General features: G+C 62.9%; 15 protein-coding genes. 7 read left to right on the top strand and 8 right to left on the bottom strand.

The window, feature by feature from the left end; translation table 11 throughout:
* Complete coding sequence (locus tag D9R08_RS07495; protein ID WP_121897418.1) at positions 1–1224, bottom strand: FAD-dependent monooxygenase; 1224 nt, start codon at positions 1222–1224, stop codon at positions 1–3.
* An 87-nt stretch (positions 1225–1311) separates the two neighbouring features.
* Here D9R08_RS07495 and D9R08_RS07490 point away from each other — a divergent pair, with 87 nt between their 5' ends.
* The 4 genes from D9R08_RS07490 (at position 1312) to D9R08_RS07475 (ending at position 7402) form a co-directional block, all read left to right on the top strand.
* Positions 1312–2640, top strand: a complete 1329-nt coding sequence (locus tag D9R08_RS07490) for an amidase (RefSeq protein ID WP_121897417.1) — start codon at positions 1312–1314, stop codon at positions 2638–2640.
* A 120-nt stretch (positions 2641–2760) separates the two neighbouring features.
* Positions 2761–3939, top strand: a complete 1179-nt coding sequence (locus D9R08_RS07485; RefSeq protein ID WP_121897672.1) for an aminotransferase class I/II-fold pyridoxal phosphate-dependent enzyme — start codon at positions 2761–2763, stop codon at positions 3937–3939.
* 12 nt (positions 3940–3951) lie between these two features.
* Positions 3952–6738, top strand: coding sequence for a DNA translocase FtsK (locus D9R08_RS07480; RefSeq protein WP_121897416.1), 2787 nt, complete (start codon positions 3952–3954; stop codon positions 6736–6738).
* A 61-nt stretch (positions 6739–6799) separates the two neighbouring features.
* On the top strand, positions 6800–7402 hold the full coding sequence (locus D9R08_RS07475) for a LolA family protein (protein ID WP_121897415.1): 603 nt from the start codon (positions 6800–6802) through the stop codon (positions 7400–7402).
* 16 nt (positions 7403–7418) lie between these two features.
* On the opposite strand, the gene D9R08_RS07470 is transcribed toward D9R08_RS07475, so the two are convergent.
* A complete protein-coding gene (locus D9R08_RS07470) occupies positions 7419–7991 on the bottom strand; it encodes a transglycosylase SLT domain-containing protein (protein ID WP_121897671.1) in 573 nt (190 codons plus the stop codon).
* Between the two features lie 267 nt (positions 7992–8258).
* Here D9R08_RS07470 and hspQ point away from each other — a divergent pair, with 267 nt between their 5' ends.
* A complete protein-coding gene (gene hspQ, locus D9R08_RS07465; protein ID WP_121897414.1) occupies positions 8259–8585 on the top strand; it encodes a heat shock protein HspQ in 327 nt (108 codons plus the stop codon).
* Here hspQ and D9R08_RS07460 read toward each other — a convergent pair.
* The 4 genes from D9R08_RS07460 to D9R08_RS07445 all read right to left on the bottom strand — a co-directional run bounded on the left by D9R08_RS07460 (position 8582) and on the right by D9R08_RS07445 (position 11648).
* A complete protein-coding gene (locus tag D9R08_RS07460) occupies positions 8582–9001 on the bottom strand; it encodes a rhodanese-like domain-containing protein (protein ID WP_233557335.1) in 420 nt (139 codons plus the stop codon). The two genes, hspQ and D9R08_RS07460, sit on opposite strands and share 4 nt — an antisense overlap.
* On the bottom strand, positions 8991–10571 hold the full coding sequence (locus D9R08_RS07455; RefSeq protein ID WP_121897412.1) for a gamma-glutamyltransferase family protein: 1581 nt from the start codon (positions 10569–10571) through the stop codon (positions 8991–8993). The genes D9R08_RS07460 and D9R08_RS07455 overlap by 11 nt, the downstream gene beginning before the upstream one ends.
* A 233-nt stretch (positions 10572–10804) precedes the next feature.
* The gene (locus D9R08_RS07450) at positions 10805–11242 is read right to left on the bottom strand and encodes an ATP-binding protein (protein ID WP_158598951.1); all 438 of its coding nucleotides are present in this window, start codon (positions 11240–11242) and stop codon (positions 10805–10807) included.
* A 55-nt stretch (positions 11243–11297) separates the two neighbouring features.
* Positions 11298–11648, bottom strand: a complete 351-nt coding sequence (locus D9R08_RS07445; protein ID WP_121897410.1) for an STAS domain-containing protein — start codon at positions 11646–11648, stop codon at positions 11298–11300.
* 91 nt (positions 11649–11739) lie between these two features.
* Between D9R08_RS07445 and D9R08_RS07440 the strand changes: the two genes are divergently transcribed.
* The gene (locus D9R08_RS07440; protein WP_121897409.1) at positions 11740–12918 is read left to right on the top strand and encodes a thiolase family protein; all 1179 of its coding nucleotides are present in this window, start codon (positions 11740–11742) and stop codon (positions 12916–12918) included.
* 81 nt (positions 12919–12999) lie between these two features.
* Complete coding sequence (locus D9R08_RS07435; RefSeq protein WP_121897408.1) at positions 13000–13452, top strand: GAF domain-containing protein; 453 nt, start codon at positions 13000–13002, stop codon at positions 13450–13452.
* Here the strand turns inward: D9R08_RS07435 and D9R08_RS07430 are convergent.
* Positions 13449–14615 (bottom strand): DNA recombination protein RmuC, encoded by a 1167-nt coding sequence (locus D9R08_RS07430; protein WP_121897407.1) that lies wholly within the window; start codon positions 14613–14615, stop codon positions 13449–13451. The two genes, D9R08_RS07435 and D9R08_RS07430, sit on opposite strands and share 4 nt — an antisense overlap.
* Positions 14612–16441: a DNA mismatch repair endonuclease MutL gene (mutL, locus tag D9R08_RS07425; protein ID WP_121897406.1), complete on the bottom strand. Its 1830-nt coding sequence runs from the start codon at positions 16439–16441 to the stop codon at positions 14612–14614. The genes D9R08_RS07430 and mutL overlap by 4 nt, the downstream gene beginning before the upstream one ends.
* Positions 16442–16445: the final 4 nt, after the last annotated feature.

The raw sequence follows: 16445 nt of genomic DNA, 5'->3' as shown, positions 1-16445 counted from the left end.
TCACAGTGGCCGCCCCTGCAGCAGACGGGGCAGGTCCCCTGTCAGGCCAGCGGCTTCGCGAATGAACCTGCGCCGGATGCCGGGCAGCGCATTGACCACTCCCAACCCAATATCCCGTGTTCCGCGAAGAACCGGGTTGTCATTTGAGAACAGCCGGTTGAACGCGTCCGTCGCCGCGGCCAAGGCGGCAGTGTCGAACCTGCGCCAGCTTTGATAGCGTTCCAGCACATCCAGCGCAGCGAAATCCTCGCCCCGGCGTCTGGCATCCGTCAGGACTTCGGCAAGGGCCGCGACATCGCGGAAGCCGAGGTTCAGGCCCTGCCCCGCGATCGGGTGAACCCCGTGGGCCGCATCGCCGACAAGCGCCAGATGCGGCGCGACAAACCTGTTGGCGAGGCTCAGCCCGAGCGGATAGCTGAACCGCCGCCCTTCAAGCCGGATCTCGCCCAGGAAATCGCCGAAGCGTGGACGCAGATGGTCCAGATACCCTGCGTCATCCATCGCGGTGAGCTTTGCGGCGGCGGCATGGGTCTCACTCCATACGATGGAGGAGCGGTTGCCTGGAAGCGGCAGGATCGCAAGCGGGCCGGGTGGCATGAAGAACTGATGCGCAATGCCATTGTGAGGTTTTTCATGGGCGATGGCACAAACCAGCGCTGTCTGGCCATACTCCCATCCGGTGCGCTTGATCCCGGCGCGCGCGGCGGTGCCGCTTTGCCGGCCATCGGCCCCGACAAGCAGACGCCCGGACAGCGTGGTTCCGTCCTCCAGCGTCACACTGGCGCCGGTTGCGGTATCTTGGGCGGTCACGCGCGCGCCGGGCCGGTGGGTGATACGCGGGTCGGCCTCCATCGCGGCAAGCAGGGCCTGACGCAGATAGCGGTCTTCAATCATATGGCCCATCGGGCCTTCCTCGATTTCGGCATGATCGAAATGCAGGAAGAAGGGCGAAGGCCCTTCGCCCGCGCGACCGTCGCTGGCCGTGATCTCCAAGATCGGTTGTGCCTGCGCCACCAGATCGTCCCAGAGGCCAAGTGCCGCCAGCAGCCGGGTAGAGGCCAGAGCCAGCGCATATGACCGCCCGTCAAACGCGTCCGCGCCCCTGTTTTCGGCGCTGAGCGCGTCCAGAACCACGGTCGAGAACCCGGCCTGCGACAGGGCCAGCGCGAGGCAGGGACCGTTCAGCCCGCCACCAACAATCAGGATATCTGCGTCATGTGCCATGAGGAGGAATATGCAGGTGCGGCAAGGATTGTCCAACGAACTGCGCCCGGATAGCGTGACCCGCGACACCATGACGGGGGCAGGGATATGCGGGACGATTGGCAAAGCTTGAGTGCAAGCAATCTGGGCCGTGCGATCGGTGACGGAGAGATCGACCCGGTGGAGCTGACCGAAGCCTATCTGCAAGCCAGCGGCGCGCATCCCCACAGGGACCGGATCTATACGATGCTGACACCAGATCGCGCCCTTGCGGAGGCCCGGGCGGCGGCGCTGCGCGCCAGGAGTGGCCAGCGCCACGGTCTGCTGGATGGTGTGCCGATTTCGTGGAAGGACCTGTTCGATACCGCCGGTTTGCCGACGGAGGCCGGATCGGCCCTGCTGAAAGGCCGTGTGCCCGCAGAAGATGCCGAGGTTCTGGCCCGTGCCACACGCGCCGGGCTGATCTGTCTTGGCAAGACGCATATGACGGAACTGGCCTTCTCGGGGCTTGGCCTGAACCCCAAGACCGCGACGCCACCCAACGTCAACGATGCCGATCTGGTGCCCGGCGGATCATCTTCCGGCGCGGCGGCTTCGGTCGCGTTCGGTCTGGCGGCAGCGGGCATCGGGTCGGACACGGGTGGCTCCGTCCGCCTGCCGGCGGCCTATAACGATCTGGTCGGGCTGAAAACCACCCACGGGCGGCTGAGCCTGAAGGGGGTCGTGCCGCTGGCTGCAAGCTTCGATACGGTCGGACCCCTGACCAGAACGGTCGAGGATGCGGTGCATCTTCTGGCGGTGATGGAAGGGGCGAAACCGGTCGACCTGACGGGTGCGCACCTCTCTGGCAAACGGTTTCTGGTTCTGGAACCGTACTCCAGCGATGTCCGGGACGGGCCCGGCGCGGCGTTTCAATCCGCGCTGGACCGGCTTGGTGCTGCGGGTGCCCATATAGAAACCGGCAACGTTCCCGCGATTGACGAGGCTATGCAGACGACCCTGATGCTGTTCACCGGTGAGGCGTATGGCACTTGGGGAGATGTGATCGAAGCGGCGCCTGAAAAGATGTTTGACCGCATCCGGGAGCGGTTTCGGCAGGGCCGCGAGGTCAGCGCGCCTGAATTCGTGGCCGGATGGCAACGTCTGCGGCGGCTTCGCCAGGACTGGGCACGGGAGACGGCCGCCTATGACGCGGTGCTCTTGCCGACGGCGGCGAACCTGCCCGCACATGCCGAACGGTTGCTGAGCGATGACGCGTATTTCGTGGCTGAAAACCTTCTGACGCTCAGAAACACCCGTGTCGGCAACCTGATGGGGCTATGCGGAGTGACCCTGCCGACAGGTGTGCCCTCAACCGGTATCATGATATTGTGTCCGCCGATGGCTGAGCCACAACTTCTGCGCATCGCGGCCGCGGCAGAGGCGGTATTGGCCTAATCGCCACAGACACCGCGCCTTTACGGCCTGAAATAGCTCGTTTTTCTGGACCCGCGCGGTCTTGGCGGGTAACCTGTTGCCAAATCAGGGCGTCATGATCCTGAAACCGAGGCACATATGATTTTCCCCGAGCGGTTTTCGGACCTGCCAGAATATGCGTTTCCGCGTTTGCGGACCCTGCTTGATTCCCATGAACCGGGGGGCGAGCCGATTGTGATGACCATTGGCGAGCCGCGCCATAGGTTTCCGGATTGGGTCAGGGGCGTGCTGTCGGAGAATGTCGACGGTTTTGGCCAATATCCCGCGAATGACGGCACGCCGGCCTTACAACAGGCGATCGCCGACTGGATCGCGCGCCGATATGGCGTGACGGTTGACGCCGCGCGGCAGGTTTTGCCGCTGAATGGCACGCGGGAGGGGCTGTTCAACGCGCTGATCGCGCTTTGCCCCGAAACCAAGGCGGGCAAGCGCCCCGTAGTGCTGACGCCGAACCCTTTCTATCAGGTCTACGCAGTGGCGGCGCTGGCCGTGGGTGCAGAGCCGATTTACGTTCCCGCGACCGAGGCGACGGGCAATCTGCCTGACTACGGCAGCTTACCCGAAACCGTGCTGAACCGGGTCGCCGTCGCCTATATCTGCTCTCCCGCGAACCCGCAGGGCGCGGTCGCGGACCGGGCGTATTGGAGCGGCCTGATCGCGCTGGCCGAGCGTCATGACTTCCAGATTTTCGCAGATGAGTGCTATTCCGAGATTTATCGCGATACCCCACCCCCGGGCGCGCTTCAGGTGGCACGGGAGCTTGGCGCGCATCCCGACCGGGTGGTGATCTTTCATTCGCTCTCGAAACGGTCGAATCTGCCCGGTCTGCGGTCGGGCTTTGCAGCTGGTGGCGCCGACAGCATCGCGCGGCTGAAACAGCTTCGCGCCTATGCGGGTGCCCCCCTGCCCATGCCATTGCAGGCGGTCGCCGAGCGGGTCTGGCAAGATGAAGATCATGTTGTCGCCAATCGTGCGCTTTACGCGGAAAAATATGCGATCGCCGATGAGATTCTCGGCGATATCCAGGGATACTCTCCGCCGGAAGCGGGGTTTTTCCTGTGGCTTCCGGTGGATGACGGCGAAGCCGCGACAATGAAGTTATGGCGCGAGACGGGCGTCCGGGTTCTGCCCGGTGCCTATCTGGCGCGCGATGTCGGCGGGCATACGCCCGGCGCGGACCGGATTCGCGTGGCGATGGTGGCCGACAAGGAAGAAATGCAGCGCGGGCTGATCAAGCTCCGTGATTGCCTGTATCGGTGAGGTAGAACGGAAATGGCGTATCAGACACGACAGAGAGACCCGCTTCTTGACAGCCGGATGCAGGCCGCAATCGAGCGTCGCGGCAAGGAGCTTCTGGGCCTGCTGCTATGTGTGCTCGGAGTGGCGCTTGCGTTGATGCTGGCCTCCTACACGCCCGAGGATCCGAACTGGACCGTGGCGACGGATGCCGTGCCCCAGAACATTCTGGGGCATCTCGGGGCGTCGCTGGCCGCGGTTCTGATGCTGATCGTGGGATACGGGGCGTATGGGCTGGCGGCGGGCGCTCTGGTCTGGGGTCTGCGTTTCTTGCTGCACCGCGGGGAAGACCGTGTTTTCGGGCGCATCGTGTTTCTGCCGATCGCGGTCGCTCTGGCTTCGATCTATGCCGCAAGCTATGTTCCCGGTGCGGGCTGGACGCACAGTTTCGGGCTGGGTGGCCTGTTTGGCGATACGGTTCTGGGCGCGCTGTTGAACATCCTGCCCTTCGGCGCGGCCTTTGCTCTCAAACTTCTCGCGGCCCTCAGTTTTCTCGCCGCGATCGGGCTTGGCCTGTTTGTTCTTGGTGTGAACGGGGCAGAGCTGCGTGTGGGCCTGCGGTTCCTGATCGTGGGACTTGTTTCCACCATTGCGGGGCTGGCGGCGCTGTTCGGACAGGCCGGGCGCGGCGCCGGGCAGGCGGCTCAGGCCTTGCAGGAACGCCGCCTTTCGCGGATCGCGGCGCGGCAGGATCTGGCCGACGCCTATGAAGATAACCTGGTCGAGCGGGTGGAACCGGTCGTGCGCGCATCGGCGTCGCGCCCCAGCCTGCTGGAGCGCGTACCCCTGTTGCGCGGCCGGGACCGTTCGCCCGAGCCGGAGCCGGAACTGCTGGAGCGCGCGCCGATTGCTGGCGCGGATATCTCTGCCCCGGATGACGACCGGATCCGCGAAAAAATCGCCGACGTGATCAAGAACCGGGTCCGCCGCCCCTTGACCGCGCCACAAGCTACCGTGGCACGGCACCAGTCCGCCGCTGCGATACGCACCGTCGTCCCGCCCCTGACCCGCGTTGAACCGCCGCTCACCTCCACCGACATGCGGTCCCCGGATGTCGCGGACCAGATGATCGAACTGCCCTATTCCGAACGGGTTGCCGAGCTTCAGGGAGAACCATCGCGCGCGGGGGGCTTTGCGGTGCCGCAAGCCGAACCGAAGAAAGTCGTTCAGCATCAGACCCGAAGGCCCGCGCCGTCGCGCGCGGCCATGGCAGATGCGCAGCCATCGCTGCCGCTGGAAGCGGAGACAGCGGAGTACGAGTTTCCGCCTCTGTCGCTGTTGAGCAGTGCGGTCGCGGTCGAGCGTCATCACCTGTCCGACGAGGCGTTGGAGGAAAACGCGCGGATGCTGGAAAACGTGCTGGATGATTATGGCGTGAAGGGCGAGATCGTTTCGGTCCGTCCCGGCCCGGTGGTGACGATGTACGAGCTGGAACCTGCCCCGGGTCTCAAAGCCTCCCGTGTGATCGGCTTGGCCGATGATATCGCACGATCCATGTCCGCGCTCAGCGCCCGCGTCTCCACCGTTCCCGGCCGCAGCGTGATCGGAATCGAACTGCCCAATCAGCATCGCGAGAAGGTCGTGCTGCGCGAGATCCTGTCGAGCCGTGATTTCGGCGATGGCAATCAGAGCCTGCCGCTGGCTCTGGGCAAGGATATCGGCGGGGACCCGATCGTCGCGAACCTTGCGAAAATGCCTCATCTGTTGATTGCGGGCACCACGGGTTCGGGCAAATCCGTGGCGATCAACACCATGATCCTGAGCCTTCTTTACAAGCTGACGCCGGAAGAATGCCGGATGATCATGATCGACCCCAAGATGCTTGAGCTCAGCGTCTATGACGGCATTCCGCATCTGCTCAGCCCGGTCGTGACCGACCCCAAGAAGGCCGTGGTCGCCTTGAAATGGACCGTGGGCGAGATGGAAGAACGCTATCGCAAGATGTCCAAGATGGGCGTGCGCAATATCGAGGGCTACAACAGCCGGGTCGAGGATGCCCTTTCGAAGGGGGAGATGTTCAGCCGCACGGTACAGACTGGATTTGACGATGATACCGGCGAACCCGTGTTCGAGACGGAGGAATTCGCACCCGAGAAGATGCCTTTCATCGTGGTGATCGTGGACGAAATGGCCGATCTGATGATGGTGGCGGGCAAGGAGATCGAGGCCTGCATCCAGCGTCTTGCGCAGATGGCGCGTGCCAGCGGCATCCACATCATCATGGCGACGCAGCGTCCCTCCGTCGATGTGATCACTGGCACGATCAAGGCGAATTTCCCCACGCGGATTTCGTTCCACGTGACCTCCAAAGTGGACAGTCGCACCATTCTGGGCGAGCAGGGGGCCGAGCAGCTTCTGGGCATGGGCGATATGCTCTACATGGCCGGAGGCGCCAAGATCACCCGTGTGCATGGGCCTTTTGTCAGCGACGAAGAGGTCGAAGAGATCGTGTGTCATCTGAAAAGCTTCGGTCCGCCGGACTACGCGGCATCGGTGCTGGACGGCCCGGACGGCGACAAGGAAAGCGATATCGATCTGGTGCTTGGTCTCGGCGGCAACACCGATGGCGAGGATGCCTTGTACGATCAGGCGGTTCAGATCGTGATCACCGATCGCAAATGCTCCACCTCCTATATCCAGCGGAAACTGGCGATCGGCTACAACAAGGCCGCTCGTCTGGTGGAGCAGATGGAGGAAAGCGGCCTCGTCTCGCCTGCCAACCACGTGGGCAAACGCGAAATTCTGGTTCCAGAGCAGGCGTAAAATTTCGCCGATCTCGCGGTCGTGAGGTGTAACTGCTGCATCGATCTCCTAAATTGAGGCCATGAAACGGTTTCTTCTCTCCGTGGCGCTGATGACCGCCACCGCATTGCCGGCATGGGCGCAAGCGATACCGCTGTCCCAGCTTTCGGCTTATCTGAACTCGCTGCAGACGGCCGAGGGGGAGTTCACCCAGATCAACGCCGATGGCTCGATTTCAAACGGGACGATCTATCTCCACCGTCCCGGCCGGGTCAGGTTCGAATATGGCGGCGGCGACGACGACCTGCTTGTGATAGCCGGTGGTGGACAGGTGGCGATTTTCGATGGCCGCTCCAACTCCCGCCCCGAGCAGTATCCGCTGCAACGGACGCCGCTGCATCTGATACTGGCGCAAAATGTCGATCTGGGCCGATCGGGCATGGTGGTCGGGCACGAAAGCGACGGCACATCGACACGTGTCGTAGCCCAGGATCCCGAAAACCCCGAGATCGGGCAGATCACACTGGTTTTCACGGGCTCGCCGGTTGAGTTGCGCCAATGGGTCATCACCGACGAAACCGGCAGCGAAACCACCGTGATCCTGCGTGGGCTTGAAACCGGCGGCCGCATGGGCGCGCGGCTGTTCAACATCCCTCAAGAGATAGCGTCACGCGGCTACGAGTGACGCGGGCCCGCCGGGATCAGCGGCAGCGGGCCAGTTGCAACTGATAAACCTGGGCCCGCGCCGCAACCTCGTCTGCCACACGCAGAAGCCATGGCTTGGCATTGTAGCTGCCTCTGCTGAAACCCGTATGGCCTTCGTGATAGGCCAGATACTGGTTGCGCGCGTCGGAGAGCGGCACGCCGTTGCGCTCTACTGTCTGCGTCATGTACCAGCCCATGAAATCGGTCGCGTCGCGGATATTGTGGCGCTGAGCCCCGCGATTGCCCGTGCGCTGGCGATACTCGTCCCAGGTGCCATCCAGCGCCTGACTGTACCCGTATGCAGAACTTTGCCGCCCAAGCGGGATCACGCCAAGCGCATAGCGGAACGGGGTGCGCGCGTCGCCGATAAATCTGCTTTCCTGATAGATCGTTGCCATCTGAACATGCACCGGAACGCCCCAGTTCCGCTCGCTTGCGCGCATCGCACGAAAGTAAGCCGGGCGCTCATTGATTATGGAACATGCGTTGTCGAGATCCCGAGGGGCGGAAAAGTTACGCCCACAGCCTGCCAACACCAGTAGAATCAGGAAGAATACGACCTGTCTCATGAAAACTGCCTGCTCGAACTTATTGTTGTGTTTTGCCATACCATAATGGAAATCGGGGCCGGTGGGAATGGGCTGTCGTCATTTCGGTTTGATCGGAAACGGGAATGTGAAGACCGCGCATGCAAGCGCGGAACGGGCTGGCCTGCATGGCGCTTTGGTACTGTCTGAACGAGGTTCACAGTCTGTTTCCCGTGAAATCCACCCTGTTGCATGGACAAGGCCCCGCCTCAGGGGATAGGAAAGAGAGGGTAGAAGGGGCACCGCGCGATGCTGACCAGTCATGCGAAGTACAATCTGGGCCAAGTGGTCCGGCACAAGAAACACCCGTTTCGCGGGGTTGTTTTCGATATCGATCCGGAGTTTTCGAATACCGAGGAATGGTATGATGCCATTCCAGAAGGAAGTCGTCCGTCCAAGGCGCAGCCGTTTTACCATCTTCTGGCGGAAAACGATCAGACCTACTACGTGGCCTATGTGTCGGAGCAGAATCTCGTGGCCGACCATACGGGCGAACCGGTCGATCATCCCGACCTGCCAGAGCTTTTCGGGGATTTTCAGGACGGGCGCTACCCGCTTGAGTATCAGCTGAACTAGGGCGCTTCGTCCTTCGTGACGGGAAGCCCGGCTTCGGCCCATGCCGAAAAACCACCCTCTATCTCGGCGATGTCCTCCACACCCATATCCTGCAGGGTCTTGACCGACAAAGCGGACCGCCACGCGGCGGCGCAAAACAGGATCAGCGTTCTGTCGGTCGCCAATTCGGGTTTGTGATAGGGGCTTTCGGGGTCAATCCAGAATTCCAGCATGCCGCGCGGGGCGTGAAACGCGCCCGGGATGCGGCCTTCGCGTTTCAACTCACGAACGTCCCGGATATCGACAAGCAAGGCGTGGCCAACGGCCGCTCGGGCCTGGGCTTCGGCAGGCGACACAGACGTGATCTCGGCCTTTGCGGCGGCAACAAGTGATTTTACCGGCGTGATCGGCAATCCGCGTCCTTTCTCAGTATCCAAGCGCGCAACCGTCTTTGCGCGGGTCCGAGCCACCTTCGAGCAAACCGGTTTTGGCGTCGATACGAATGGCCTGCGCGCCGCCAATGGGCAATGCGGGAATGATGAGCGTATGCCCCTTGGCGCGCAACGCGTCCTGCACCTGAACGGTATAGCCCCGTTCGATGCTCAGGCCGTCCACGTCGGCAAAGCAACGCGGCGCGTCTATGGCGGCTTGCGGTGACAGGCCGAAATCCACCACATTGGTCAGAAACCTGGCGTGGCCGGTTGCCTGATACGCCCCACCCATGACGCCGAAGGGCATCAGGCTGCCATCGGCCTGCCGGATCATGCCGGGGATGATCGTATGCATCGGCCGCTTGCGTGGCCCGGCCTCGTTCGGGTGCCCTTTGGTCAGGGTAAAACCGGCGCCCCGGTTGTGAAAGAGGATCCCGAACCTGTCGCTGGCCAGACCGGAACCGAAGCTGTGAAAGATAGAGTAGATCAGCGAAACCGCCAGCCTGTCCCGATCGACCACGGTGATATAGATCGTTTCCTTGTGCACCGCCTCCGAAACACGGCTCGGGTTTGCCATCGCGCGATCCGGGTCGATCAACGCTGCCAGTGCCGTGGCGGTTTTAGCCGACATCATATGGTCGGAGCCCGTGCAACTCCCGGGATCGGCAATGAATCGGTTGCGCGCATCATAGGCAAGCTTGGTCGCTTCGGCTTCGATATGGGCGCGTTCGGCACCCCACGGATCCATGTTTCCGATATCTAATTCGGCCAGCATATTGGCCAACAGCAAGGCGGTCGCCCCCTGTCCGTTGGGGGGCAGTTCGATCAACTCGACCCCTTTGTACTTTGTGCTGATAGGGGTGACGTAATCGCAGGCGGTTTCGGCGAAATCCGCCTCGGTATGGCTGCCGCCGAGTGCGCGCAGGCTGGCCACCATATCCTCGGCAACCTCGCCCTCGTAAAACCCAGCGCGCCCGTCTTTCGCGATCTTGCGCAACACGTCGGCCTGGCCGGGCGCGGCGAATGTCTGGCCGGGTTTCGGCGCGGCCCCCGCAAGCAGGAACGCCTCCCGTGCGCGACCGGCGAGGTTGCCCTCGCTTTCCGCCCAGTCCGCGGCGACGCGCGGCGCGACCGGCACCCCGTTTTCGGCATAGTGGATCGCTGGGGCCAGAACATCCGCCAATGACATCTGCCCATGATCGCTGTGCAGTTTGCAAAATCCGTCGACAGCGCCGGGTATGGTGACGGCGGCGGCATGGCGAAGCGGCATGCTCTCGTGTCCGGCATCGCGCAAGGCCTTCGCGGACAAGCCCGCCGGGCTCCGCCCCGAGGCATTCAGACCGATGATCTGACCCTCTTCGCCGCGCTTGATCATCGCGAACATATCGCCGCCAAGCCCGGTCATCTGCGGCTCGCAGATACCAAGCAGGATTGCCGCGCCGATGGCGGCATCCACGGCATTTCCGCCTTGTTCAAGAAGGTTTATAGCCGTCTTCGCGGCCAACGGATGCGATGTGGCGCACATTCCGTTTTCGGCGAAAACCGCTGACCGGCCCGGTTGATGGAAATCTCGCATAGCTCTGTCTCTCCCCTGCGTGTGCGCAAGGTAAGCGATCAAGCAGGGGGGGCAAGCGGGAAACGCTGGAAGGACCTCGGCACCGCGCCACTGGGTGGGGGCTTTGAGACACGGTGCCGAGGGAAGCCTATGCAGCTACAGACCCCTCAATGGCCGCTCAACCGGGCCAAGTTGCGGAGCGATTGTGGCTCCACCGCGGCAATTTGATAAAAATCGAAACAATATAGCGGATATCAGATGATTGAGGCGGTGGGCGATACAATCGTGAAGCTCAGCCTGTTCTCTTTGCCTTCACGGGTATACCGCAGATCGGAGGCGAGATCATGAATCAGGCCCCAACCGAATCCCCCCTCTGGCAAGTCGTCCATATCCTTCATCTCCGCATCAAAGCGTCTGGGGCAGGGTATCTTGCCGTCTGGCATCCCCAGCCCCCGGTCGCAGACCACGCAATCCACGCCATTCTTGCGCGCGGTAACCGTCATCGAGATAAGGGAACTCCCATCGGCCCTGTAGCCATGTTCCACGATATTGTTCAGAACCTCGGCCAGCACGATTTCCACGGCGTCCACATGTTCGGGAGCGAGGCCGTGGCCTTTGACATGTGCGCGCATCCGTCCAAGCGCCTCCCCCACTGCGTGGGAGCTGCCTTGAAAATCGAGCGAAAGGGTCATCCTGCGATGTCTGCCCTGTGTATTGACACATGTCGTCGCCTCATCTCCGCAGTGGTCAACTTGCCCGTGCCGCGCCATAGGCCTCCAACGCCTGCTGTAGATCGTCATGAATGGTGAAGACCGTGTTCATGCGGGTCAATATCATCACTTTTTCAACGGCGGGTTGCAGACTCGCCAGGTCCAGCCTTCGATCCACGCCAAGCAGTTTCCGCGCGGCGACAACCGCGCCCAGCCCGCTTGAATCAAGAAACTCCACCTTTTCCAGACTCATCACGACCGGCCCCGCCCCGTTTTCGACCAGCGCGCGAAAACTGTCCTTGAACTGAATGGCGACGGCGGCATCCAGCCGGTCCTCGTCGACATGAATGATTGTGATGGCCCCCGCGGCATCTTTCACAAGGTTCATCGCTGTTCCTTCCGTCTGTGCTGCGTTAGAGCCTAGACGGCAATCCTTACCATTCGGTATCCATGGGCCGGTGACAGAGACGGAGGGTTAGATGGACAAGGTGGTGATCTGCGGGGCCTCCCGCACTCCGATGGGCGGGTTTCAGGGCGCGTTTTCGGATGTGTCGGCGGCGGATCTCGGCGGGGTCGCGATCAGCGCGGCTCTGGCTCAATCCGGCGTCGGCCCCGATCAGGTCGATGAACTTCTGATGGGCTGTGTCCTTCCTGCGGGCCAAGGGCAGGCCCCGGCGCGTCAGGCGGGGTTCAAGGCCGGTCTGGGCCAGGACGTGCCGGCCACCACATTGAACAAGATGTGCGGCTCGGGCATGAAGGCGGCCATGATCGCCTTCGATCAACTGGCCCTCGGGCAGACGGATCTGATCGTCGCGGGCGGCATGGAAAGCATGACAAACGCGCCCTATCTGCTGCCCAACATGCGCGGCGGTGCCCGCATCGGGCATGGTCAAACCATCGACCATATGTTTCTCGACGGGCTCGAAGACGCCTATGACAAGGGGCGCCTGATGGGCACCTTTGCCGAGGATTGCGCAGAGAAATACCAGTTTACCCGCGCCGCGCAGGACGACTATGCCCTGACCTCGCTCTCCAATGCGCTGGCCGCAATCGAAAACGGGGCCTTCGCGGATGAAGTTGCCCCGGTCACGGTGACTACGCGCAAGGCCGTGACCGAGATTGCCGTCGACGAGCAGCCCGGCAAGGCCCGTCCGGAGAAAATCCCCGAACTGAAACCGGCCTTTCGCAAGGACGGGACGGTGACGGCGGCGAATGCGTCCTCCATCTCCGATGGGGCCGCTGCCCTGGTTATGGCCCGCGAAAGCGTGGCCGAGGCCAAGGGGCTGCCGATCCGGGCCCATATCCGTGGCCACGCATCCCATGCGCAGGAACCCGGATGGTTCACCACCGCCCCGGTTCCGGCTACCGAAAAGCTCCTGTCCCGTATTGGTTGGACGGTCGAGGATGTGGACCTGTGGGAAATCAACGAAGCCTTTGCCGTGGTGCCGATGGCTTTCATGCGCGCCTTCGATCTGCCACGCGACAAGGTCAACGTGAATGGCGGTGCCTGTGCCCTTGGCCACCCGATCGGGGCGTCCGGCGCGCGGATCATGGTCACGCTTCTGAACGCGCTGGAAAAACGCGGCCTGAAACGCGGGGTTGCAGCCATCTGCATCGGTGGCGGCGAAGGCACGGCCATCGCCATCGAACGTCCATGATCGCCATCAGTTAACATATAAGGCGGGAAGTGCGTGGGGCAGACCCCTCGCGCCCGTCCCTTGCCAAAGGCACGCAGCACCATGCAGGTCGACTATCAAACGCTCTCCCGAACCATCGACAGCCTCACCGATGGCGAAACCGACGAGATCGCGCTTATGGCGACCGTCGCCTGCGAGGTGCACCATTCCGATCCGCGCTTCGACTGGACCGGGTTTTACCGCGTGACCGAACCGGAACTGTTGAAAATCGGACCCTATCAGGGTGGTCACGGCTGCCTGCAAATCCCGTTCTCCCGCGGCGTCTGCGGTGCCGCTGCGCGCAGCGGGCAGGTGCAGCTGGTTGCGGATGTCGATGCCTTTCCCGGGCATATCGCCTGCGCATCTTCAACCCGGTCGGAGCTTGTTCTGCCGGTCTGGAACGCCGCTGGCGATCTGATCGCCGTTTTCGACATCGACAGCGATCAACCCGATGCCTTCACCGAAACCGATGCCGAGAAACTGGCCGCAATTCTTGCCGCCGTCTTCCAGCGCTAGCGCCGGGGGAGCGGCACTACGGTTTCCTCCGCACCCGGGGCCAGCTCCTCGAAATCGAAATTGTCGAGCTTCGTCGCGCGTTTACCCGCGCGTTCGGCGGCGATTGTGATATCGTCGATATCCTTGCGCGCCTGCCCGAAATGGGTGTTCAGCTTCGCGACCCGTTCCACCACCAGCTCCACGTCGCGGTGCATCATCGCAAGCTGTTTGCGGATGGCGCCCGCCTGTTCCCGCATCCGCGCATCTTTCAGGATCGCCCGCATTGTGTTCAGCGTGGCCATGCAGGTCGTGGGTGACACGATCCAGACCCGTGCGGCGAAACCTTCGCGGACCAGTTCCGGAAAATTCGCGTGCAGCTCCGCATAGACGGCCTCCGACGGCAGGAACATCAATGCACCGTCCGCGGTTTCGCCTTCCAGAATGTAGCGCTCCGAAATTGCCTTGATATGCGCCTTCACGGCCACCCGCATCTGCTTTTGCGCCTCGTTCACCTCATAAGCCGTATCGGCCGCTCTGAGCGCCTCGTAGGCTTCAAGCGGAAATTTCGAGTCGATGACGATCGGACCGGGCGGGTTCGGCAGATGGATCAGGCAATCGGCACGTTTGCCGTTCGACAGAGTGGCCTGAAACGCATAGCTGTCCGATGGCAGCGCCTTCGACACGATATCGTTGAGCTGGATTTCTCCGAATGCGCCGCGTGTCTGCTTGTTCGACAGGATATCCTGCAGGCTCAGCACGTCGCCCGAAAGCTTCTCGATATTGGCCTGCGCCTTGTCGATCTGCTCCAGCTTCTGCTGCAATTCCCCCAGGGATCGCGCGGTGCGGGTCGATGTGCCATGCAGCGTTTCGGACATGCCTTTCTGCACGTCTTCCAGCCGCCGCTCCATCGCCTCGATCATCTGGCTCTGCGCCTTGGCCTGCATCTCTGAGACATGGGTCAGCCCGCCCGCCAACTGGTGCTGCCCGTCGCTCAGGGATTGCACCCGCTGCCCAAGCCCGCCGATGCTTTGTACCAGCGGCTCCATCATGCGCGCCGAGCGGGTCGCCGCCCGCATCGCCAGCACGATCAGGACCAGCATCAGGAGCAGTGCGCCCGCGCCGATGACCAGCGCCAGCGTGAGCGGATCGCCCAGATCAATCACGGTTTCGCCAATCTGTATCATGTCCGCCCGAACAGCCGCTCGATATCGCTCAGCTTGAGCTCCACATAGGTCGGCCGCCCATGGTTGCACTGGCCCGAATGCGGCGTCGCTTCCATCTCACGCAGAAGCGCATTCATCTCATCGGCCTGCATCCGCCGCCCGGACCTGATCGACCCATGGCAGGCCACGCGGCTCAGGATTGCCTCGATCCGGGCTTGCAGGGTCCGGCTGTCGCCCAGCTCGTCCAGTTCGTCCAGAATGTCGCGCAACATGGCCTCGGCATTCACCGTCCCAAGTATCGCGGGTGTCTCGCGCACGGCCACCGTGCCGGGACCGAACGCCTCGATGCCCAGACCGAACCGCGCCAGTTCCGGGGCCATGTCAAGCAACCGGTCGGCATCGGCGCCAAGCGTCACGATTTCTGGGATCAGAAGCGCCTGCGCGGCGACACCGTTTTCCGCCATCTGGCGTTTCAGCTTTTCGTAAACCAGACGTTCATGGGCCGCGTGCTGATCCACAATCACAAGGCCGTCTTCGGTCTGTGCGAGGATGTAATTTTCATGCACCTGCGCCCTTGCGGCCCCAAGAGGCAGGGCGGCGATCTCTGGGGTATCGTCGATCACGTCTTCGACCCGGGCGCTTGCGGGCGCAAAGCGCTCCGCCGGGTCGGCCAGCCCGGGTGCCTGCCATTCCCGTGCGCGAAGCGTCGTCTGCGAGGGCCGGTCCATCTGGTAAACCCGTGCTCCCGTGGCTTCGGGCCGGAAGGCGCCCAATGTCGCGCCCGCCACGGTGGTGGAGGCCCGATGCCCCGCCTCGGCCAAGGCATGGCGCAGCGCCGTCACGATGAGTCCGCGCGCCACGCCCGGTTCGCGAAACCGGACCTCGGCCTTCGCGGGATGCACGTTGACATCCACCCGCTCCGGCGGGCAGTCGACGAACAACGCCACAGCGGGGTGCCGGTCCCGGCTCAGAAAATCCGCATAGGCACCGCGCAATGCCCCGATCAGGAGCTTGTCGCGCACCGGGCGGCCATTGACGAAAAGATATTGCGCAACAGCGGAGCCCCGCGAATAGGTCGGCAGGCCTGCAAAGCCCACCAGTCGCAACCCGTCGCGCTCCGCCTCGATCGGCAAGGCGTTATCGATGAATTCCCGGCCCATCACGGTGCCCAACCGGGCGCGCAGGGCATCGAACAGCTCGCCCTGTTCGGCATCCGCGCGGAAGGTCACGCGCGTTGCATCGCTGACATCGCGCAGGGTGAAACCCACGCCCGGTTCCGCCATCGCGAGCCGTTTCACCACGTCGGATATCGCTTGCAGCTCGGCCCGGTCGGTACGCAGGAATTTCAGCCGCGCGGGTGTGGCGAAAAACAGATCGCGAAGCTCGACAACGGTGCCGCGGGACAGGGCTGCCGGCTTCACCGCGCCCATGTCGCCTCCGCTGACACGGATCTGGCACGCCTCGAAACCATCGGCCCGGCTGGTGATCGTCAGCCTGCCAACGGCGCCAAGGGACGGCAATGCCTCCCCGCGGAACCCGAAGGATCGGATGTTCAGAAGATCGGAGCCATCGATCTTCGAGGTCGCATGCCGGGCAAGTGCCAGCGGCAGATCGTCAGGCCCCATGCCGCAGCCATCATCTGTCACCCGGATCAGGCTCTTACCGCCGTGGCCGATGTCGACCGCGATGCGTCGCGCGCCCGCATCGATCGCGTTTTCCACCAGCTCTTTCACCGCGGAGGCAGGACGTTCCACCACTTCGCCCGCCGCGATCCGATTGATCGCAGTTTCGTCCAGTTTGCGTATCGCACGCGGGCTATCGCTTATCTTGGGGTCTGCGTGGGCCATGCCA

Origin of the sequence: Rhodophyticola porphyridii, from assembly GCF_003688285.1 — a bacterium.
Lineage (GTDB): Bacteria > Pseudomonadota > Alphaproteobacteria > Rhodobacterales > Rhodobacteraceae > Rhodophyticola > Rhodophyticola porphyridii.
Note: the sequence above shows the minus strand (reverse complement) of the source record. Positions and strands in the feature narration are given on the sequence as shown.